This window comes from Paenibacillus farraposensis (assembly GCF_020736845.1).
GTDB classification, from domain to species: Bacteria; Bacillota; Bacilli; order Paenibacillales; family Paenibacillaceae; genus Paenibacillus; species Paenibacillus farraposensis.
Genome location: NZ_JAFFQR010000095.1, coordinates 84,998 through 102,328 on the forward strand (window position 1 = coordinate 84,998; position 17,331 = coordinate 102,328).

Genomic DNA, 17,331 nt, shown 5'->3' on the forward strand with positions numbered 1-17,331 from the left:
AGGAGTTAAAACATGAACTTTTTAACAGGACTTCTTATGTGTATTCCGCTTTATGCTGCATTCAGAGCTTTTATAATCACTCGTGATCCAGAAGCAAAAAAAAGAATCCCAAAAACGACACTAAAAGCTCTAACTTTTTTTGCTTACTTTACATTTATAGTTTTGGGATTTTTTGTAATTACGGAAGGTATAGAATACCTCTCCCAGTTATAATTGAATTGGTAGTTGCAAGTAGTTTATAACTCTGAAGGAATTTAGAGTATGGGGGGGTAAAGGCTGTTATGCCTCAACCCTCTTCAAATATTCCGTAGCAAATCCGCCGCTGTAGCCTTCCAGGTTTATCACTTCTGAACCACACAAGTCCCAAGGCTCAGATTTTACGGTCCAGACCTTGTCCTTGTACTTTTCCTTACGGGCTTCATAGCAGGTGTGCATTACAACCTGATCACCAGGCTTTAACGGTTCCTGAGCATTCACTTCACTCACGGCCCATCTTGCGAAATCACCGGAATAGCATGACTTTTCCTTGCCTTCCTTACCGCTCCGGTCGATGGGTGTGTAGAATACGTCTCCGATCGGCCCAGACCCATCAACGCCGCATACTCTGAATTTGTTAACCCGTCTCATAAGTCCGCTCTTGCCGATAAATGTTTTGTCTGGATCAATGCTTGATGGTCTAATCATGTGATATCTCTCCTTCAAAGGTAGTAGGGGGTGTATCCCCCTTAAAATAGTGATGGCTGTATAATAGCTGTATACCGTGTTGCTATATCTACATTTGCTGCTGACATCTCAATTACAGTACATTGACGATTGTTTTCATAGGCAACTTTCATGGTCGTTGCCCTACCTCCGAACGGGTCCAGCACCCGCCCTCCTGGTGGAGAACCAGAAAGTATACAAGGCTCGATTAGTTCCTCAGGAAACACAGCGTAGTGAGCTTCTGAGAAGTTGGCAGTTGCAACAGTCCATACAGACCGTTTGTTTCGCGCTTCCCCGCTCCCGACTGCCTTCATTGCCCCGTTTATCTTCGCGCCACCATTCCCCCGGTCGGATCCGCGTTGATTCTCAATATCTTGTGCCAGCCTTGAAATGCTCGATTCCGCCAACGGCTCTTTAATAACTTCATGGTCAAAATAATATCGTTCTGACTTATTCAGTTGAAAAACATATTCATGGGCTTTGGCTGTGCGATCCGTGACACTCTCTGGCATCGGGTTCGGTTTATGCCAGATGTTATCCATCCGTAAGTACCATCCTTCCGCTTGTAAAGCAAAAGCAGCACGCCAAGGGATACCGACTAAATCCTTGTTTTTTAAACCAGATGGAACCTTAGGGATTTTCGTAAGTGCAGCGCCAGGTTCAATTACATAAACCTCTTTTTGAGCCGTTTTATTTTTCCACGCTCCTTTACCACTACCTGCGTAGGTATCCCCCAGGTTTAGCCAAAGCGTCGCGTCTGACCGAAGTAAGCGCCATACTTCCCGAAAGGTGAGCACTATGTGAGCGATGTACATTTCGGGCGTCGGCTCCAGCCCAAGGCATCCGGTCCACTCCGGCACCGTTATGGACGGTAGGCCGGGCATTGGTGTGTAAGTTACCTCTGGCCAATAGGATGGCTCCAGACCGTAATCTCGCAGCCCCCAATATGGAGGGCTGGTTACACATGTATGGAATGATCCGGCTGGAAGCGTAGGCATTACCTCTATGTTGTTGCCTTGTAATATCATCCCTTGTATCCCCCTTATGGAGGGCTGTCCCTCCTAAAATAGCGATAATTCTAATTGTTCGATGCGGTTTATTGCCGCAGTTGCATACTCAGCGTTTATCTCAATGGCTATATAGTTGCGTCCAAGGACCTTAGCTGCCACGGCAGTTGTCCCACTACCAACACAAGGGTCAAATACGGTATCCCCTTCATCCGTGGAGCTTTGGACAAGGTATTTTATTAGCTCTAACGGCTTTTCGGTTGGGTGTATCTTGCTACGTCCTGTAGGGTAATCCCACACGGCTGATTTACAAAGCTGATTAAATTTTGTCTTACGACGTTTAGCAAAAATACAATTTTCCATGCTTGACAGCCACATATGCTGTCCATTTGATGGCGCGGGATTAGTCTTTTTCCAAGCGCACTGGCGTACCATAAAGTCTTTGTGATTATCGAAAAATTGGAATACTGTAGACACCTGTTCTATGCCGCAGAAAATGTATATTGACCCGCTTGTTACTCTTGCGCATTGCTCTAAAAACTCTATTAAGTCAAACGTAACCAAATCAGCATCACCCTTGTCCACCTTGCGCAACTGACCGTCATATTTAGCCCGATCCGATCCGTTTTTTGTTACGGCTCCATAAGGTATATCAGTGACAATCAAGTCAACTCCCTGATCTTTAACGCTTGGAAATATATCCATACAATCAGCATGGATGATTTGGTTAAGCATGCTGTTCCCTCCTTCTTATCCCCTGGGCCTAAATTGTGTTATGTCCTCTCTGCCCTTGGGGGCTATATATTTAATCCTCAAAGCGCTCTCCGTAACCATAAGATGGAGCTGGTTTGCTGAAATTGTTCAAGGCATCGGATATCATGACGCTAAACACGCTCATTTGCTTAGTATCCATAGACTCTAGCAACCGAATTTCTTTGCTTTTTAATGTACGTCCCGCCGCTGTAGTGAGTAATTCCATGACTGGCTTTATAGATTCCAATCGTTCCTGCTTTTGGACTTCTACACGCTTCTGCGCCGCCTGCTTGCGGTTATACTCTTCCCAATCTTGTTCGTCAAACCAGAATCTAGGCCCGTAAATCAAAGAATAGGTCGTTATCCATCCCTGAAGCTCTTCTTCGTTCGTTTGAATCCGATCATGACAGATATCGCAGACACGCATCGCATTTGTCTTTACACCGCGTCCGCTTCTGCCCCTTGGCATAACATGATGGGTTTGAGTAGATTTACGACCACAACCACATTGGCAGAGGCCTTGTGTTTCTTCTATTAATTCAGCAACTACTTCTGGTGGAAATTCCGCTCGATCAGCCCGTGACGGACGCGACTTGTGGTGAGCAAGGATGTCCTTCTTCCATTCCGGAATTGGTTTTTTATCCTTTTTCCGCTGCCCAAGACTACTGTAAGCCTTCTTTTGCTTCACCTTTTTCTCGGGCTTCCAAAATGTTTGATGGGACATTCTCCCTCACCACCTTTCCTTTGTATTTCCTGTGCTTATGCTTATATTTTGAGCCTAAACCGCTACGGCTCCACTACGGATTTTAGGGGTTCAAGCAATCCTGCTTTCTCTAAAACGATATAATGTTTATGTTTTTCTTCCGTTGTTACACGAATTTCATTTATTGTATAGGATGCATAGAAGGCCACGGCCTGCTGGATCTCTATAGGCTCATCTTCGAGCTTATTTAAGTCGAGCTTTTTCACGAACTACTCTCCCTTATACAGCGATTATATTTTTCTTTAAAATCATGTTTCATTTCTGGTGGTAAGGTATTAATAGCATCTTTCCAAATGCCCAATAATTCGTTGTTATGAGAATTATTTTTCTGTATCTCCACGTAACGTTCGGACAGCGCTGTAGTGAACTCATCTGCTTCTTGTTCCGTCATACCACATACCTCCATTACGTTTTTGGTTCCAGTACAATGTTGCTCGTTCGAATACAGTGTTGCACTTTTTATCAATACGATGATTTGTTGTATACTTCTATGGCTTCTCCAACGGACGTAAGATCAAATTGGCTATACATGGATCGGATAAGTTTTTTGGTCTGTTCTTCACTGTACCTCATTTTTCTTGCACCAAGAATGGCGTATCCTAAGCAAGCATTATTACTCCATTCTTCTCCGCCAATTAACCGAGCTTCATTAAATCCTGTTTGGTACACTTGTTTGAAAAGATTCTCTGCTTGATCCAAAATTTTGGTTTGTTCAGCGGTCAAGTCTTTAGAAAGGACTTTCTCTAACTCCCTTCTCATGACTGCTGCTATGCCGTAATTTTTCATATTTATTCCCTCCGTTAAATTCAGGAAAATTTTCCTACGCCGTAATCTCACTAAGTTATATAACTTATATATCTAATATAATCTAGTGTTTGCTGCTTGTCAATACAAGTTATATAACTTATAATCCAAATTGAAAGGATGGTGTGCTATGGCAGTAGATAAGGATAAAAATACGCAAATATTAGTAACCTTTCCTAATGAAATGGTTGAGGACATAAAAGAATTCTGGCACGATAAAAAATTGCGTAATCGCAATGAAGCCATTCGAATGCTTATCTCAAAAGGGTTAGAAAAGCATAAACAAGAGAGATTGGAGCAAGAGGGGGAATAACCTCTATGCTCCTTTTTTTGATTTCTACTTAGATCGGATTAAGGAGCCTTTCAAGTCGTATGATTTCTTTCTGCTGGTACTGAATAAGATCAATCGCTTCTTCCAACGCCATGAGCTTCCAGTCGTAGGCCATATCTGATACCAGATCAATAGTTGTTCCGTACTTCTTTAGACCTTTCTCATTTTGTTTGTCCAGCAATTCTATGATCCGTTGTGTTACTTCAGGACGTTCAATTTCATTTTGAGAGTGCTTCATTTAATCGCCTCCTCCGTTTCCGGTAGAATAAGCATATCTCCGTCATACTTCATCTCTGCCTGATTAGGGTCATTAACTGGCCCCCAATGGTTATTAGCTTTCATGATGTGGACAATATCAGCCGCATATGTTTCATCGGTGTTAACTACCAGATACGTATTAAGTGGAGGCTTGCCGTCCAGAAGCCGCAGCTCCTGCACCTTCCACAGAATACGAGATAGATCACTTTTCTCACGTTCATCAAGGTATTTATTGATATCCTCATTTTTTAACACGGTGAATTTGACTTGCATTCCGACCAGTTCTGACATTTTTCCTCTCTCCTTCTGCTTGTTTTAAAAGTTTATTGATAGCTCGTTTCCGATCCGCTTTTTCTTTCTTGAACTGCTTGATCGGAATGAATTCTCCTCGTTTTTTAATGAGTATATCTATGCGCAAAGTCGGATATTTTGCTTGGAATAGTTTCAGTTTGACACGGAATGTCGATGTCTCCACACCCTTGATATCTACTACTCGCTGAGTACCATCCAGATCAGTCACCAGAAAATCAGCGGTGTAGGTCACTTTTGGTTTTTCCTGCAGGATAAATTTAGGGTGGCAAGTGAAGTCTTTAATTTCTCCGTACTTGCGCTGCTGAAGGAGCTCTTGGTAATACTCTCCCTCTGCTTTGCTATCAAAACGAGTGCCTATTACATCCAGTTTGTACCTTTTTACGATCCATTCCTCGAATAATGTTCCATCCTCTGTGAAAATTACCTTTTTAGCATTATATTTACTCATGAATATTCCGTCCTATACGGCAGCACCACATGGACGCTTTGCTTGTCCTCGCTACTTAAAAAGAAAATAGGCTGCATTTTCCCAGAAAAGATAAGCATTACTTTCTCTCCATCCAAAGCTTTCAAGGCGTCCATTGCATATTTGGCATTCAAAGAGATTGTAAAGTTCTGGCCAGTAAAATTGACAGGAACAATACTCTCACTCGCTTTGCCCGTTTGCTTACCTTTACCTCGAATACTTACTTCCTTTTCGGCAATGTCGAGTCTAATCATATTGCTCTTTTCTTCTTTTGCTAGAGTATAGATAAGTTCAATGGAATCCAAGAATTCCTGTTTATTCACCTCAACTTTTGTAATACCTTCAGGCACAGCACTCATCCGCTGCGTGTCTGGATAGACACCTTCAAGAACACGGGAATAAAATGTGAACCTCTCCGTCCGTGCAAATGCATATACCACTTGGCCATCATCAGACTTTGAGAATCCGAATTCTACATTATCCTTATCTGTTATGATCTTTTGAAGCTCCACAAGACCTCTTGCTTCAATTACAGCATTTCCGAATTCGCCTGATACAATTTCCTTTTCGGTTTTTGATAGCCGATGCCGATTAGTAGCTTGCATTCCTACTTTCCCATCTTTGAGATAAACATTGGCTCCTGTTATGATCGGCATGTCTTTCCCATCAATATTTGCTGCAAAAACAACCTTTTTGAATAATCCCTTCAAGTCTTTTCCTGCGATTTCGATATGCTCATTTTCAACAATCGCAGGAGGAGAAGGGAATTCTTCTGGATCTAATCCAGCCATTTCGATTTCTTTATTCCGTGATGTGATAATTACATTCAAGCTGGCCTTAGATTCAATTCGGACTTCCCCGTTAATTTTCTTGAGCATTTCTAAGAACAATTTAGGCAAAACTACCTTTCCAGTCCGCTCGATTTGAACATGCTCCTCGAAAATATATGACTGTATCGTTGCTCTATCATCAGTTCCTGTCACAGTTAATCCCTCGTGATTGGCTTCAAGCAAGAAACAACCAAGTATCGGCATGATACTTTTCGATGAAATTGCCTTGCTGGCATCTTCCAAAGCCTCAGCTAATAGAGCGCTGTCCACTACTATATTCATAAGGCTTATCCTCCTTTTTCGCATTAGGATTGCACTCCGGGCAAGGTCCCAGCATTACGATGGAGCCTTTGAACTGATATGCCACCTTACTGCCGCTGCAAGTTCTACACATACCCTTAATCCCTCCGTCTATTTCTACCACCCACCGGCAGTATTTTTACAAAAGGCTCAATCCGTTCAATAATCCGCTCCGCCTTCTTCTCATGCTGCTTTCTGTCCATCTCCTTGGCATCCTTTACATTAGCCAAGTGATGTCTCAATTCATTGATGGTCAAATTGGATGTGTAGATTATCGGTAGCCGCTCCATGCGTCGCTGGAGTATTGGCCCTATTACTTCATCCCTTGTCCAAACGGTCAAGGTCTCGGCTCCAATATCATCAAGTATCAGTACAGAAGCCGTTCTGAGAGAGTCAAGCTTATTCTCAACGGTCTCTGTCTTGGAACCAATAGCATCTTTGACTTCCAGCAGAAAATCCGGCACATAGACCATGAGAACATCTACGTCGCATTTGGCAAGTTCTTGAGCAATCGCTCCTGCGATCCGGCTCTTACCTACCCCCATCGGACCATACAGGTACAATCCTTCTGTCGTTTCCCCCGGAACGAACGTGCTACAGAACTTCACTGCCGCCGTAATCGCAGCCAACCGCTGCGGATCAGGTTCAATGTCGTCAAAGGTGGCATCCAGAATGTGCGATGGTATATAGTGGCTCTTGATTCTCTGACCGATGCCTTGCTGCTTCTCGTAGGCCTTTAACAAATTGCATTTCCTTAGCCGGAATACCAACTCGTCCAATTGGGTAGGATTCGGTTCTTCGACGCTCCTATGCCCCTTCTGTTCGTTCTGACAGGCGTTTAAGCCGGGACAAGCGTTGCATGCATCGCAGTATGAAAGGTGCTGCGATATATCCCTGTAGTGCCTTGGACTTGTTAAGTCTGCTGTCCGATCAGGGTACTCCTTTCGTAACCGTTGTACTTCAGGGTGGTTATCGATGCGCTGGATAATTTCAGCTTGGCGTTCAAAAAAACGAGATGGTATTAGTGCCTTTAATTCTTGCCGAAAGCTCTCCATGCTGTTAACCTCCCTGTTTTTGCCTTAGCTCGGCAAGCATTTTTTGTAAATCATCCTCGGTATACTGTTCATCAGGTTGAGGGTCAATGTCTTCAACTGGTTTCTGTTCTTCTGTACCATCTTGCTCCGTAGTTGCTGAGCGAGATTCGTGTAGTGCATAAATTACTTTGGCGCAATATCGCATGCTGCCTATTTCGTGGCGCTTATATTGGGGCTTGAAGTTATCAAAGGCCTGATCTACACCATCCAAAGCTGTTGATAGTGATATTCCGTCTGCTTGGAGTTCAGAAATAGTTAGATCGTCAGCCATTGAGATTTCAAGGCCTTTGCCCCTGCGTTGAAGGTACTTGTTAGCAACGGCGTTGCGGTAATCTACTTCCGCAGATGATATTTCGTCCTGTCCAGAGTCAGTGTCTGTTTCAGGAGTGGCAGGAACGGCACCTTGCCGGGAAGACGGTATCCCCTCATCTTCGGATTTGATTTCAGCCTCGGGCGTTAAACAACAACTACTTTCTTTTTCTTGTTCTAAATCTAGTTCTCTATCTGTTTCGTTACCGCCCGTTACTGTAACGTTACTTGTAGCGTTACCTGTAACATGAGGATCGTTTTCACCTGAATCAAGCTGCTTTTGCTTGTTCCGGTAATTTCGAACCCTCTTTTTAGTTTGTTCCCTGACCTTATCCATTCCATCTACATTCTGATGCTTCTCCCAGTTAGGCAGAAAGAAAGCTCCTTGCTCAGATACTTCCAGCATCCCAAATCTTTCAAAGATGGATAGAGCCATTTTTATAACTGGCAGCGGCCTCTTGATCACTGAAATCAACATGTCCTCTGTATATGGAATAGTTTCGGTCAGCATGATGTAACCGCCCATGTTGGATCTGCCAGTCATAGTCATTAGCTTGAGCCATATAACAATGATCGTGTCAGCTTCGGGCATATCTTCGATGATTTTTATTTTTTCGTCGTCAAACATGCCAGTACTGAGTTTGATCCATTTAATTTCAGCCATTTTCTTCACCTAACCGTACTGTAAACTTGGTCAACCATATCTCCCCCTGACTGATCCATCTGCAAAATTGACCTTCATTTTCAATTTGAGTGCATGAATAGTTTCTCTAAGGCTTAAAAACTCATTTCTGTATTTCATGGACATCCCATACGCCTCTGCTTCAATCATTCGTATCTCAATCGTGTCAAGCTCTGCCCGTTCTTTCTTAGGCCTTGATGCATTTATATAGGCTTTTGCATACTCCATATCCCTTTGAACATGTATCAGTTTATATTGCCTGTCACATTCCCCTGATACTTCTCCAATTAGTTCGTGACATTGTGTAAGCAATTCTATTTTTTTAAGGAGAGCTGCCGGATTATCCTCCGACAACTCACTTGCCAACTCTTTTAATCTATCAATGTCTTTAAAATAAGGTTCAAGTTCCAAACAGGATCACTCCGCTCTAAAATTAGCAATCGCTATTTTCGTAATAGAGGTCTATTTCATCCTCATCAATAACTAATTTAGAACCATGAGCATAAATCTTGAATAAATCCTCTGCGATTCCATGCAAGCCGTACATCATATCTTTTGATTTAATTTCACGATCATCTATTTTCAGGCAAAATAATGTACCATCATCACGAACAAGCATTCCATATTTGCATTGATACTTCCCCTTATTCGGTTCTGGATCAAGGTGAATCCACGTACTATAATCTTTTTCAATATGAAGGGAGAACTCATCACTGTCGTCATATTCATTATCTTCGTTTTCACTTTCTTTCCAGCCGTTGATAAGCTCTGATAGTTTATACTCTGGCTTAACATCAGCAAGCATTCTATCCATCTGTTCCTTCAATTTTTCTACACCCTGTATATGAGTAATCTCATCCAGTTTTTCTTTAATTACTTGCGCGATTAATGTGTTGTAAGACGGTAAATCCAACACGTCAAGATTGATAGAAAAATGTTGTTTTACATGTTCTTTTAATTGCTTCCCAAAATCTCCATAGGAACTAAAAATATCATCAACAATAGATTCAATTGTTTTTTCAAGCTTATTTCTGACGATTTTTTCAACTAACCCCTCACTATGAATATTCGTTAGCGCCTGATTTACCATATTATTCAAATCCATATTATTACACTCCTATTTTCATTTTTTAGAATTCATGATATACTGCCGTTGAAATGTTTCTTAAATGATCGTGTTGGTAGCACGATTGTTTGTAAGGGCTTCTCTGATTTTTCTATTGCGACTACGGCAGTAGTAATTACAGAAAAGTCCTTCTTCTTTTGGTACGGGAAACTTTTGCTCTGGAAATACTTCTTTCCCACAATACTCGCAGATACCTATCCCTTTGCCAGATATTTTGTATCCCGATAGCTTAGGAATCTCAAGCCCCTCGTATTCTTCGTTCTTACCCATAGATTTCTCCAGCTCATGCAACTGAGTTGTAAGCAAGTCTATTTGAGCCTGGATTTCGTTATTCGGTAATCCAAATTTAACAGCGTCAATGCTGTCCTCGTATAATTCCCGCAGTTGTGCTCTCAACGCCCTACTTTCTTTTTGCTTGTCCAACTCTCTCAGCTCCATATCTCCGCTTCAAGTTCGGATAATTTAGCCTTTAACTGTCTTTCTTGTTCCTTCAAAGGTTTCATCTTCTGAATACACACATGATTAGGCCATGGACTATCCGTAATTGCATATTGAGTTTTATAAATTGCCTGAAGCTTTTGTTCAGTAAGTTCTTTTTCTTTTTGGAGAGCAAGTTTTTTCTTATCCTGTTCAGTCAACTCTAGCATCTCAATATCTACTGAATGTTGACAATTTAACCAGCGATGCATGAGTAGTACAGCGGATATAAGTGAATCTGCTGGTTGATCCAAAGTAAATTTTTGACCTTCATCATCTACGACTGGTATTGAGTAGATAACTTGTGTTTGGTCACTCATTTTGATTTCGCCTCACGCCGAATATTACGAACGATAATGGCATGCTGTAATTCATTTTCGAACCAGATACGAGCCAATTCCGGTAGAGTCATAATCATTCACCCCTTAGATATAGTCTTCTGGACGAAAGTCTTTAACGAAGTAAATGGAATCATCAAAATCAATGCGCCGGATGTGACTGTACTTCGCAACTGAGAACAAAACTTTCAACTTACTCCAAATCATGCGGCGATATTTTCCGACCGTTTCGTTAAATTTTCCATCTGTCTCCTTATAACGATCTTTTGTGAGAGTAATGGATCTGATTCTTACTGCGTTCTGTAGCTGATAGCATTCGGCATCTGTGAGCGTAACACTGTCACGAACCTCCTGGACCATCATCTGGACTTCCTCAACCTTTCCAGTAACATCCTCCTGCATCTTCTTCATTCCGTCCCACAAGCCGCGAATGGCAACCCCTTGAGATTCTGTAAGTTGAAGCTGCTTTTCCACCAGCATCATGTAATCCGGTTGTTGATTATTGTTTATCAATGTCATATACTTCTACCACCTTTCTGCCGTTTACGGCTGGTCTAACTTGGTCTATAAAACTTTGCAACATATCAAGGCTTTCCCCCAAGCGCTTTTTCTCACCCATGTTTGCAGCTCCGATTGCACCTAACATGAATGAAGTGATTCCGACCGTTTCAAGAAATCTTTTGACGTGGTTATTCAATTGCAAGGCATTGATATTGGACTCAGAACGAAGCTTCTTCATTTTCAATTCCGCTTGCTGTTCATCGAAGTCATCTGTCTTCTGTAATTTCAAAGCTTCCAACTCTTCTTTCTTCTGTTGGTAGCCAGATTTCAATTGCTCGACTTTTAAACGCTCCAGTTCTAAATCTTCATTGATTTTGTTTTTCCAATATTCATCGCGCAGCTTGAGCTGCGCTTCCGCCTCTTTTTCCTTTTGACGAATGAAAATGCCTGTTTCTTCCTCATGACGCTCTACAGCCGCAGAAACGGCATCCTCAAGTTGATCCGCAGGAATGGCATCTTTGTACTGTCTCTGTAACTCAAGCTTGTCCCGCTCTGCCTGCTCTGCTCTTTCCTCTGCCTCACGCACAGCAGCTTCGAGCCGAGCTTTGGTTTCTACAAATGCCTTGTGAGTGCTAATCAATCCCTCATCAAGCTGCTGGATAATCTCAGGCGTGGCATTTTCAGCGATAAATTTCGCTTTATCATACTGCCGACCAGAACCAAAGCCCGCTTGGTCTGCTACAATGTCCCGTACTTGTCCAGTTGGTTGGTCAGGTAAATTTTCCTTACCGCCAGCCATCCTTTCTCTGGCCTTTAAACGTTCAACTTCCTCCAATCTCCGCGCCCACTCGACTCGCTCACTAAACGTGAATTCCTTGCGATGTTCGTTCTCGCTGATCTCAAGCTGGAGTTGATGTTCAAAATCCTTTATTTCCATGACTCTGACCGTTACTTCTTTCCGGCCAAGAAACTGATGCGCTCTTAGACGACGCTCTCCGGCAATCAACTGATAATCTGGTGTTACTACAATAGGGTTAATAAGTCCGTTTTGTTCTATATCCTGGGCCAATTCTTCAATTCCACCAAAGTCCTTACGTATACGATCGCTGACTTTGATTTGAGTTATATCGATTAGCAAAATGATTCTCCTCTCTAAAGGCTATTGAATAAAAATGTCGAATATTAGTGCTAGAAACATAACTTATAAAGGAGAGTGTTATCTTGGTTATTCGTCCTATTAAAGAGCATCTGGATTTCAAAGTTGATGCATTAAGTAAAATTTCAAGCCTAATAAATCAAGGCGATTGCCGCGTAAGTATCGTGACAACTTTCGGAAAAATAGAAGGTGCTATTGCACCTAAAAAGAAAGACAGTTTCAACGATTTAAATGATCTTATGGGAGTAGCAATCGCAGAATATTCCGCTTACTTGGAAGAACAACAATCGAGTGAAGCGCTACAATATAACTTCATCGTCTTGAACAATGTTGTTGTATCACCATTTTCTGGTTATAACTCCATTGAGTATGAACAATTAGTTGTCTATAGCGATCAGATAGTTGCCTTTAGTTTTTTGAAAGATGGAGTAAAATAAAGGATTTACAATATCCAAAAGTTCTTATCCTATCTTCTGGATGTCTTGGCTTGTAGTCAGAGAAACATTTCCGGATTAATTCAATTATTCTTTCCCAAGGGGCATCCATCGAAGATACCTCTTTGATCATTTTCATATCAGTCATAGAGGGTATCTTGTTCGACAATTCAGCAAAAACATTCAATATCTTTTGTTCCTTGTCATTGAGTCCCACTAAAATCGAATCGGCATTATGAGAGCTATAACCATTGAGTTGAGCGTGTTCTTTAACGTATTCTTTCGCTTGTTCAAGAATGCGCTCTGCTTTCAAGCACGATACTTGATGCTTATTAAGTAAACGAAGAATATCATATGCAAGATCGTCACCTTCTGGATATTCTTGTGTTGTCATGACCGTAATGCGCTTGTTCTTGATTACATCAATATTGGGTGTAGTCATACTGTTTCTCCTTTCTATTTTTTGTTTTCAATCAATCCTTCTTCATACTCCAGAAGCCACTCTCTTTTAATTTTCCAATGCCTTCCCTGTTTATAGGCTTTCAACTTTCCCTGCTTAATTCGGTTAATCACTGTGTACTTACTAACCTTTAGATGCCGAGCTACGTCCAAGACGTCGAGCGTGGGCGGTAAATTCGGCTGTTTAGGATTATCTTCATCTGGACGTTGCAGTGAAAAACCTTGCTCTATTGCTTGGTTAATAGCTTCGGATAGGAATGCAACGATAGTCTGTTCGATAGTAGACATTTCACTTGAGCCTTCCTTTCTCTCTAAGCGGTCTTTGAATCGGATTTTTCAAATAGATAGTCTAATGAGCTGTTCGGGAAAAAGGTCTTCTGGATTGTGAAAGCTTCATCTAGGAGCAAAGGCGATTTCCCAGATAGCTTGCTGGACAGAGTGGCAGGCCGGATACCCAAGATGGGCGCTATGTCCTTTTGCTTTAGACCTTTTCGTGCTAGTTCAGCGGCAAGGTTTGGGTACATTGATCTTAGTTCCTCCTTTCATAAATTAGTTACGACAAATCGTAACTTTTGAGTTGATAATATACGATATATAGTAACGAGTCAATACCTTTTTAACATAAAGTTACAACACGTCGTAATAATTTATTTACAATAGGGTAAGAATGAATTAAAATAGTAAACAACTTACGATATACCGTAAGTTAATTTATGAAAGATGGTGTTTTGATTGAAAAGAGGCGAATACCTTCTACAGATTATTGAAGAAAAAGGCTACACCGTAATGAGCCTGTCAAAAGAATCAGGCGTACCGTATACCACTATCCGGTCAATGATTGAACGTAATTTAGTCAATGCATCAATTGATAATGTTTTGAAAATATGTTCCGTCCTGGGGATAAAGGCAGAAGAATTAGATGGCCGTAAGCCAACTAATGCCGGTAATAATTTGTCTGAAAGCGAAATTTTAACGCTTGCCGCGCACAAAATTGGACATGAAGGGGCCTTAACAGAGGAGCAGCTCGCACAGATTAAACTAGCTATGAAAATTGCTCTCGCAAAAAACGATAAGTGATTACATCGGGAGATGGATGAATGATTAGCTATGAGGAATTAAAGCAAGAGGTTCCGATTATTTTGGATGACCAGGCGACGCTCCCAGTATGGCTAAAGGGGATATTCATTGAATCAAGTACATCTGACATGATACTACTCAACAAAAGCATTGAGTCAAAGCGGGAGCGTAAATGTGTTTTGGCCGAGGAACTAGGGCATTATCACTTAACCGTAGGTAACATAGTAGATCAGTCCATTATTGGGAATCAACAGCAAGAACTACGGGCGAGGCAATGGGGATATGAAAAGCTTGTCCCGCTGTCTGCAATTGTACAGGCATTTCACACTCGGGTTAAAGGACGGTATGAAATCGCGGAGTACTTGGATGTAACCGAGGATTTTTTGAAAGCCAGCATTGACCGTTATCGTAACAAATACGGAATTTACACCACGTGGAATAATTACATAATCTACTTCGATCCGTTAGTGGTCGCTGAAATGTACGAGTAATGTAATCTTGCGCTTTCCAGCCGCAAGGCTGTTTAAATATACCCCAAAACAGAACGTATGTTCTGTAATACCCAGAAGAAAGGAGTCATAGCTGTGAAAAATAAGGAAAAATCCACCAAGAGGAAGTTACCCCCAAATGTCAGAGAACGTGATGGCAAGTATTCTTATCGCTACTACATTCCCACTACCAAATTCGTTGATGGGGAGGAAAAGAAAAGCAGCAAAGAGACAGAGTCGCCCAGGTTTGACACGATTCAGGAGGCAGTTGACTTTGGGATATTAATCGAAGCGAAAAAGATACAGAAAAAGTTGAAATACACAGACGACTTAACGGTAAGTACTTGGAGTAAGACATGGCTTAAGGCGTACATCATCGAGAGCGAGCCTGCGAAAAACACAATCAGGAGCCGCGATTACGGGCTAAGTGTAGTATTGGAGCAATTCGGTGGTTTTGCGCTCAAAGACGTAACAACAAGCCAATATCAGGATTTTTTGTATAGGCTGAAAGAGGAAGGAAAGAGCCGCAACACTATTACTGTAATCCATACGGCAGCATCACTTATGTTTAAACACGCTAAGCGCAATGGCTTGATCGAATTCGATCCGACTGCCGATGCGGTTATTCCCAAAGAGCGAAAAACAGCACGTAAAATCGGAGAAAAAAGACAAGTCCTCCCCAAGTTTCTTGAGAAGGACGAGTTAAAGAAATTTCTTCAATTAGCCAGGTTCATGCTTACAACCAACATGTGGGCTTTCTTCGTTGTGTTGTCCTACACCGGCTTGCGGATCAGCGAGGCCGCAGGTCTTCAATGGGAGGATATTGACATGGAGAAAAGAACGATTGATGTAAACAAACAGATATACGGTACAAGCGTTCTTAAGTATTCCTTTATTCCCCCAAAGAATGAACAGAGTGAACGTATCGTAAGCTTTGGAGACACCGTAGCCAAGGCTCTCAGATTATTGCAGGAGTGGCAAAAGGATGAACGTCTATCCGCAAAAAAATTCAACCCGAAGGATAATTTTGTTTTCTGGTGTCCCACTTTTCCAGGATACCCAGTTCAGGTTACAGGAATGGGCAACTTTATGCGAAAGGTTCTTGGGAAAGCTGAGTTGCCGACAAATCTTACTCCACACAGTTTACGCCACACTCACGTATCATTACTCGCTTCTAATCCGCGAGTTGGACTCCCAGAGATCCAGGCACGAATCGGGCATAAGAGCAATTCGAAAGTTACAGAACTGATCTATCTCCACGTCACAAAGAATAGGCAATTTGAGATTGCTGATGACTTTGAATGGGCAATAAACAATTAGATGCGGGTAATTTGCGGGTAACTCGCTCGAATCCATAACCCCGAAAACTCTTGCCATATAAGGCAATTTGACTATATAACTACCTATTGGCTAAATATATTTAAAATAACAATAATCTTGCGAAAGATTGGAGCCTAGTATATACAACACGATTTCGCTTTGGCCTAAACTCGGCCTGACCCGGAAAATAAATGCTTCAACATGCTCATGACAAAAAGCCGAAAGGGTACCCCTACTGGTACGCTTTCGGCTTATACGCATGCTTGCCTACGGCAAACGGTAAAACGCAAACGGCTCGCCGCTGCGGAAGGAAAGGCTGGCTTGCTCCAGCTTGTCCAGCGTTGGTGCATCCAGATGCACGGAGACACTGAGCAGATTATGCTGCACCTGCTCTACCTGCGTGGCCCCAACAATAACACTAGAAACGGCGGGCCTGTTCATCAGCCAGGCTAATGACAGCGCCGTGGGCGAAGTGCCCAGCTCTTCAGCGATTCCATTTACTTGGTTTCCAAGTTCAATTCGCTCAGGGCTAAGGAAGCGGCTGAAGTTTGGATCGGTTTCGGCTCTGGAGCCGGCAGGTACAGCACCACCTCCAGCATATTTGCCGGTGAGAATGCCTCCGGCAAGCGGGAAGTAGGGAATGATTCCGATTCCTTGATCGAGGCAGAGCGGGAGCAGCTCCATCTCCGGCGTACGGTCGGCGAGGGAGTAGCTGCACTGAATCGAGACATACTTCACCAGATTTTGCGCTTCGCTGATCCCCAGCGCCTTCATCATTTCCCAGGCCGTGTAATTGGAAGCACCGATATAACGCACTTTACCTGCGGAGACCATATCATCAAGTGTGCATAGCGTTTCCTCCAACGGGGTGTAGGGGTCGAATGTGTGAATCTGGTACAGATCGACATAATCAGTCTTCAGACGGCGCAAGCTGCCCTCAAGCTCCTGCATCAGATGATGGCGGGAAGAGCCGCTCCCCCCCGGTCCTTCGTGCTTCGGAAGGCCTGCTTTGGTGGCAAGAACGACAGACTGCCGTCTACCTTCCAGCGCCTGCCCGATAATTCTTTCCGATTCCGAACCAGCATAAATATTGGCGGTATCTATAAAATTAATTCCCTGGTCGAGTGCAGCATGGATGATATTCATCGAAGTCTTCTGGTCAGCTCTTTTACCAAAAGAATTGGTACCAAGGCCAAGTTCGGACACCTGAAGCCTACTGTTTCCCAAGCGATTATATTTCACCCTGTTCATCAGTCCTTTTCCTGTGGATCGTTGTACCTTGGCTGTAAACGGCATTCATACTCTTTGGGAAACTGTACAAATTTAAATAAAACTTGTACAGGC

At 42.5% G+C, this 17,331-nt stretch carries 28 protein-coding genes; 6 read left to right on the top strand and 22 right to left on the bottom strand.

What is annotated here, in order from left to right; genetic code table 11:
- Positions 1-12 precede the first annotated feature (12 nt).
- Positions 13-213, top strand: a complete 201-nt coding sequence (locus JO375_RS15330; RefSeq protein ID WP_229525277.1) for a hypothetical protein — start codon at positions 13-15, stop codon at positions 211-213.
- 66 nt (positions 214-279) lie between these two features.
- Here the strand turns inward: JO375_RS15330 and JO375_RS15335 are convergent, their stop codons facing one another.
- The 7 genes from JO375_RS15335 to JO375_RS15365 form a co-directional block, all read right to left on the bottom strand.
- Positions 280-684, bottom strand: a complete 405-nt coding sequence (locus JO375_RS15335; RefSeq protein ID WP_229525278.1) for a hypothetical protein — start codon at positions 682-684, stop codon at positions 280-282.
- A gap of 41 nt (positions 685-725) precedes the next feature.
- Positions 726-1,730, bottom strand: a complete 1,005-nt coding sequence (locus JO375_RS15340; protein WP_229525279.1) for a DNA-methyltransferase — start codon at positions 1,728-1,730, stop codon at positions 726-728.
- 33 nt (positions 1,731-1,763) lie between these two features.
- Positions 1,764-2,444: a DNA-methyltransferase gene (locus JO375_RS15345; RefSeq protein WP_229525280.1), complete on the bottom strand. Its 681-nt coding sequence runs from the start codon at positions 2,442-2,444 to the stop codon at positions 1,764-1,766.
- A 70-nt stretch (positions 2,445-2,514) separates the two neighbouring features.
- Positions 2,515-3,186, bottom strand: a complete 672-nt coding sequence (locus JO375_RS15350) for an HNH endonuclease (protein WP_229525281.1) — start codon at positions 3,184-3,186, stop codon at positions 2,515-2,517.
- A 62-nt stretch (positions 3,187-3,248) separates the two neighbouring features.
- Positions 3,249-3,431, bottom strand: coding sequence for a hypothetical protein (locus JO375_RS15355; RefSeq protein ID WP_229525282.1), 183 nt, complete (start codon positions 3,429-3,431; stop codon positions 3,249-3,251).
- Positions 3,428-3,616: a hypothetical protein gene (locus JO375_RS15360; protein WP_229525283.1), complete on the bottom strand. Its 189-nt coding sequence runs from the start codon at positions 3,614-3,616 to the stop codon at positions 3,428-3,430. Before JO375_RS15360 ends, JO375_RS15355 begins: the two co-directional genes overlap by 4 nt.
- A gap of 71 nt (positions 3,617-3,687) precedes the next feature.
- Positions 3,688-4,011, bottom strand: coding sequence for a hypothetical protein (locus tag JO375_RS15365; RefSeq protein ID WP_229525284.1), 324 nt, complete (start codon positions 4,009-4,011; stop codon positions 3,688-3,690).
- 148 nt (positions 4,012-4,159) lie between these two features.
- Between JO375_RS15365 and JO375_RS15370 the strand changes: the two genes are divergently transcribed.
- Entirely contained in the window at positions 4,160-4,342 is a 183-nt protein-coding gene (locus tag JO375_RS15370) for a ribbon-helix-helix domain-containing protein (protein WP_229525285.1), read from the top strand.
- A gap of 28 nt (positions 4,343-4,370) precedes the next feature.
- On the opposite strand, the gene JO375_RS15375 is transcribed toward JO375_RS15370, so the two are convergent.
- The 12 genes from JO375_RS15375 to JO375_RS15430 all read right to left on the bottom strand — a co-directional run bounded on the left by JO375_RS15375 (position 4,371) and on the right by JO375_RS15430 (position 12,191).
- The gene (locus tag JO375_RS15375) at positions 4,371-4,598 is read right to left on the bottom strand and encodes a hypothetical protein (RefSeq protein WP_229525286.1); all 228 of its coding nucleotides are present in this window, start codon (positions 4,596-4,598) and stop codon (positions 4,371-4,373) included.
- Entirely contained in the window at positions 4,595-4,909 is a 315-nt protein-coding gene (locus JO375_RS15380; protein ID WP_229525287.1) for a hypothetical protein, read from the bottom strand. The genes JO375_RS15375 and JO375_RS15380 overlap by 4 nt, the downstream gene beginning before the upstream one ends.
- Positions 4,860-5,378 carry a DUF1064 domain-containing protein gene (locus JO375_RS15385; RefSeq protein WP_229525288.1) on the bottom strand — a complete coding sequence of 173 codons (519 nt, stop codon included), beginning with the start codon at positions 5,376-5,378 and terminating at the stop codon, positions 4,860-4,862. The genes JO375_RS15380 and JO375_RS15385 overlap by 50 nt, the downstream gene beginning before the upstream one ends.
- Entirely contained in the window at positions 5,375-6,508 is a 1,134-nt protein-coding gene (gene dnaN / locus JO375_RS15390) for a DNA polymerase III subunit beta (protein ID WP_229525289.1), read from the bottom strand. The genes JO375_RS15385 and dnaN overlap by 4 nt, the downstream gene beginning before the upstream one ends.
- Before the next feature lie 116 nt (positions 6,509-6,624).
- On the bottom strand, positions 6,625-7,581 hold the full coding sequence (gene dnaI / locus JO375_RS15395; protein ID WP_229525290.1) for a primosomal protein DnaI: 957 nt from the start codon (positions 7,579-7,581) through the stop codon (positions 6,625-6,627).
- 4 nt (positions 7,582-7,585) lie between these two features.
- Positions 7,586-8,593 carry a phage replisome organizer N-terminal domain-containing protein gene (locus JO375_RS15400; protein ID WP_229525291.1) on the bottom strand — a complete coding sequence of 336 codons (1,008 nt, stop codon included), beginning with the start codon at positions 8,591-8,593 and terminating at the stop codon, positions 7,586-7,588.
- A gap of 30 nt (positions 8,594-8,623) precedes the next feature.
- Positions 8,624-9,022 (bottom strand): hypothetical protein, encoded by a 399-nt coding sequence (locus JO375_RS15405; protein ID WP_229525292.1) that lies wholly within the window; start codon positions 9,020-9,022, stop codon positions 8,624-8,626.
- 22 nt (positions 9,023-9,044) lie between these two features.
- A complete protein-coding gene (locus JO375_RS15410; RefSeq protein ID WP_229525293.1) occupies positions 9,045-9,716 on the bottom strand; it encodes a hypothetical protein in 672 nt (223 codons plus the stop codon).
- Positions 9,717-9,776: 60 nt separating this feature from the next.
- Positions 9,777-10,160, bottom strand: coding sequence for a hypothetical protein (locus JO375_RS15415; protein WP_229525294.1), 384 nt, complete (start codon positions 10,158-10,160; stop codon positions 9,777-9,779).
- Positions 10,161-10,165: 5 nt separating this feature from the next.
- Positions 10,166-10,534 carry a hypothetical protein gene (locus JO375_RS15420; protein WP_229525295.1) on the bottom strand — a complete coding sequence of 123 codons (369 nt, stop codon included), beginning with the start codon at positions 10,532-10,534 and terminating at the stop codon, positions 10,166-10,168.
- A gap of 105 nt (positions 10,535-10,639) precedes the next feature.
- Entirely contained in the window at positions 10,640-11,071 is a 432-nt protein-coding gene (locus tag JO375_RS15425) for an ORF6C domain-containing protein (RefSeq protein ID WP_061829357.1), read from the bottom strand.
- A complete protein-coding gene (locus JO375_RS15430; RefSeq protein WP_229525296.1) occupies positions 11,052-12,191 on the bottom strand; it encodes a ParB N-terminal domain-containing protein in 1,140 nt (379 codons plus the stop codon). Before JO375_RS15430 ends, JO375_RS15425 begins: the two co-directional genes overlap by 20 nt.
- A gap of 83 nt (positions 12,192-12,274) precedes the next feature.
- Between JO375_RS15430 and JO375_RS15435 the strand changes: the two genes are divergently transcribed.
- Positions 12,275-12,646 carry a hypothetical protein gene (locus JO375_RS15435; protein WP_229525297.1) on the top strand — a complete coding sequence of 124 codons (372 nt, stop codon included), beginning with the start codon at positions 12,275-12,277 and terminating at the stop codon, positions 12,644-12,646.
- On the opposite strand, the gene JO375_RS15440 is transcribed toward JO375_RS15435, so the two are convergent.
- On the bottom strand, positions 12,618-13,085 hold the full coding sequence (locus JO375_RS15440) for a hypothetical protein (protein WP_229525298.1): 468 nt from the start codon (positions 13,083-13,085) through the stop codon (positions 12,618-12,620). The two genes, JO375_RS15435 and JO375_RS15440, sit on opposite strands and share 29 nt — an antisense overlap.
- A 14-nt stretch (positions 13,086-13,099) precedes the next feature.
- On the bottom strand, positions 13,100-13,390 hold the full coding sequence (locus tag JO375_RS15445) for a helix-turn-helix domain-containing protein (protein WP_229525299.1): 291 nt from the start codon (positions 13,388-13,390) through the stop codon (positions 13,100-13,102).
- A 444-nt stretch (positions 13,391-13,834) separates the two neighbouring features.
- Here JO375_RS15445 and JO375_RS15450 point away from each other — a divergent pair, with 444 nt between their 5' ends.
- The 3 genes from JO375_RS15450 (at position 13,835) to JO375_RS15460 (ending at position 15,987) form a co-directional block, all read left to right on the top strand.
- The gene (locus JO375_RS15450) at positions 13,835-14,179 is read left to right on the top strand and encodes a helix-turn-helix domain-containing protein (protein ID WP_229525300.1); all 345 of its coding nucleotides are present in this window, start codon (positions 13,835-13,837) and stop codon (positions 14,177-14,179) included.
- Positions 14,180-14,199: 20 nt separating this feature from the next.
- Complete coding sequence (locus JO375_RS15455) at positions 14,200-14,670, top strand: ImmA/IrrE family metallo-endopeptidase (RefSeq protein ID WP_229525301.1); 471 nt, start codon at positions 14,200-14,202, stop codon at positions 14,668-14,670.
- Positions 14,671-14,763: 93 nt separating this feature from the next.
- Entirely contained in the window at positions 14,764-15,987 is a 1,224-nt protein-coding gene (locus tag JO375_RS15460; RefSeq protein WP_229525302.1) for a tyrosine-type recombinase/integrase, read from the top strand.
- A 267-nt stretch (positions 15,988-16,254) separates the two neighbouring features.
- Here the strand turns inward: JO375_RS15460 and JO375_RS15465 are convergent, their stop codons facing one another.
- Complete coding sequence (locus JO375_RS15465; protein WP_229525380.1) at positions 16,255-17,229, bottom strand: aldo/keto reductase; 975 nt, start codon at positions 17,227-17,229, stop codon at positions 16,255-16,257.
- Positions 17,230-17,331: the final 102 nt, after the last annotated feature.

What these genes read in the sequence shown, in the direction of transcription:
- JO375_RS15350 (WP_229525281.1), bottom strand. Translation starts at nt 3,186, where the DNA reads ATGTCCCATCAAACATTTTGGAAGCCCGAGAAAAAGGTGAAGCAAAAG.
- JO375_RS15335 (WP_229525278.1), bottom strand. Translation starts at nt 684, where the DNA reads ATGATTAGACCATCAAGCATTGATCCAGACAAAACATTTATCGGCAAG.
- JO375_RS15375 (WP_229525286.1), bottom strand. Translation starts at nt 4,598, where the DNA reads ATGAAGCACTCTCAAAATGAAATTGAACGTCCTGAAGTAACACAACGG.
- dnaI (WP_229525290.1), bottom strand. Translation starts at nt 7,581, where the DNA reads ATGGAGAGCTTTCGGCAAGAATTAAAGGCACTAATACCATCTCGTTTT.
- JO375_RS15455 (WP_229525301.1), top strand. Translation starts at nt 14,200, where the DNA reads ATGATTAGCTATGAGGAATTAAAGCAAGAGGTTCCGATTATTTTGGAT.
- JO375_RS15330 (WP_229525277.1), top strand. Translation starts at nt 13, where the DNA reads ATGAACTTTTTAACAGGACTTCTTATGTGTATTCCGCTTTATGCTGCA.
- JO375_RS15410 (WP_229525293.1), bottom strand. Translation starts at nt 9,716, where the DNA reads ATGGATTTGAATAATATGGTAAATCAGGCGCTAACGAATATTCATAGT.
- JO375_RS15440 (WP_229525298.1), bottom strand. Translation starts at nt 13,085, where the DNA reads ATGACTACACCCAATATTGATGTAATCAAGAACAAGCGCATTACGGTC.
- JO375_RS15370 (WP_229525285.1), top strand. Translation starts at nt 4,160, where the DNA reads ATGGCAGTAGATAAGGATAAAAATACGCAAATATTAGTAACCTTTCCT.
- JO375_RS15365 (WP_229525284.1), bottom strand. Translation starts at nt 4,011, where the DNA reads ATGAAAAATTACGGCATAGCAGCAGTCATGAGAAGGGAGTTAGAGAAA.
- JO375_RS15345 (WP_229525280.1), bottom strand. Translation starts at nt 2,444, where the DNA reads ATGCTTAACCAAATCATCCATGCTGATTGTATGGATATATTTCCAAGC.
- JO375_RS15420 (WP_229525295.1), bottom strand. Translation starts at nt 10,534, where the DNA reads ATGAGTGACCAAACACAAGTTATCTACTCAATACCAGTCGTAGATGAT.
- JO375_RS15380 (WP_229525287.1), bottom strand. Translation starts at nt 4,909, where the DNA reads ATGTCAGAACTGGTCGGAATGCAAGTCAAATTCACCGTGTTAAAAAAT.
- JO375_RS15400 (WP_229525291.1), bottom strand. Translation starts at nt 8,593, where the DNA reads ATGGCTGAAATTAAATGGATCAAACTCAGTACTGGCATGTTTGACGAC.
- JO375_RS15385 (WP_229525288.1), bottom strand. Translation starts at nt 5,378, where the DNA reads ATGAGTAAATATAATGCTAAAAAGGTAATTTTCACAGAGGATGGAACA.
- dnaN (WP_229525289.1), bottom strand. Translation starts at nt 6,508, where the DNA reads ATGAATATAGTAGTGGACAGCGCTCTATTAGCTGAGGCTTTGGAAGAT.
- JO375_RS15360 (WP_229525283.1), bottom strand. Translation starts at nt 3,616, where the DNA reads ATGACGGAACAAGAAGCAGATGAGTTCACTACAGCGCTGTCCGAACGT.
- JO375_RS15445 (WP_229525299.1), bottom strand. Translation starts at nt 13,390, where the DNA reads ATGTCTACTATCGAACAGACTATCGTTGCATTCCTATCCGAAGCTATT.
- JO375_RS15425 (WP_061829357.1), bottom strand. Translation starts at nt 11,071, where the DNA reads ATGACATTGATAAACAATAATCAACAACCGGATTACATGATGCTGGTG.
- JO375_RS15340 (WP_229525279.1), bottom strand. Translation starts at nt 1,730, where the DNA reads ATGATATTACAAGGCAACAACATAGAGGTAATGCCTACGCTTCCAGCC.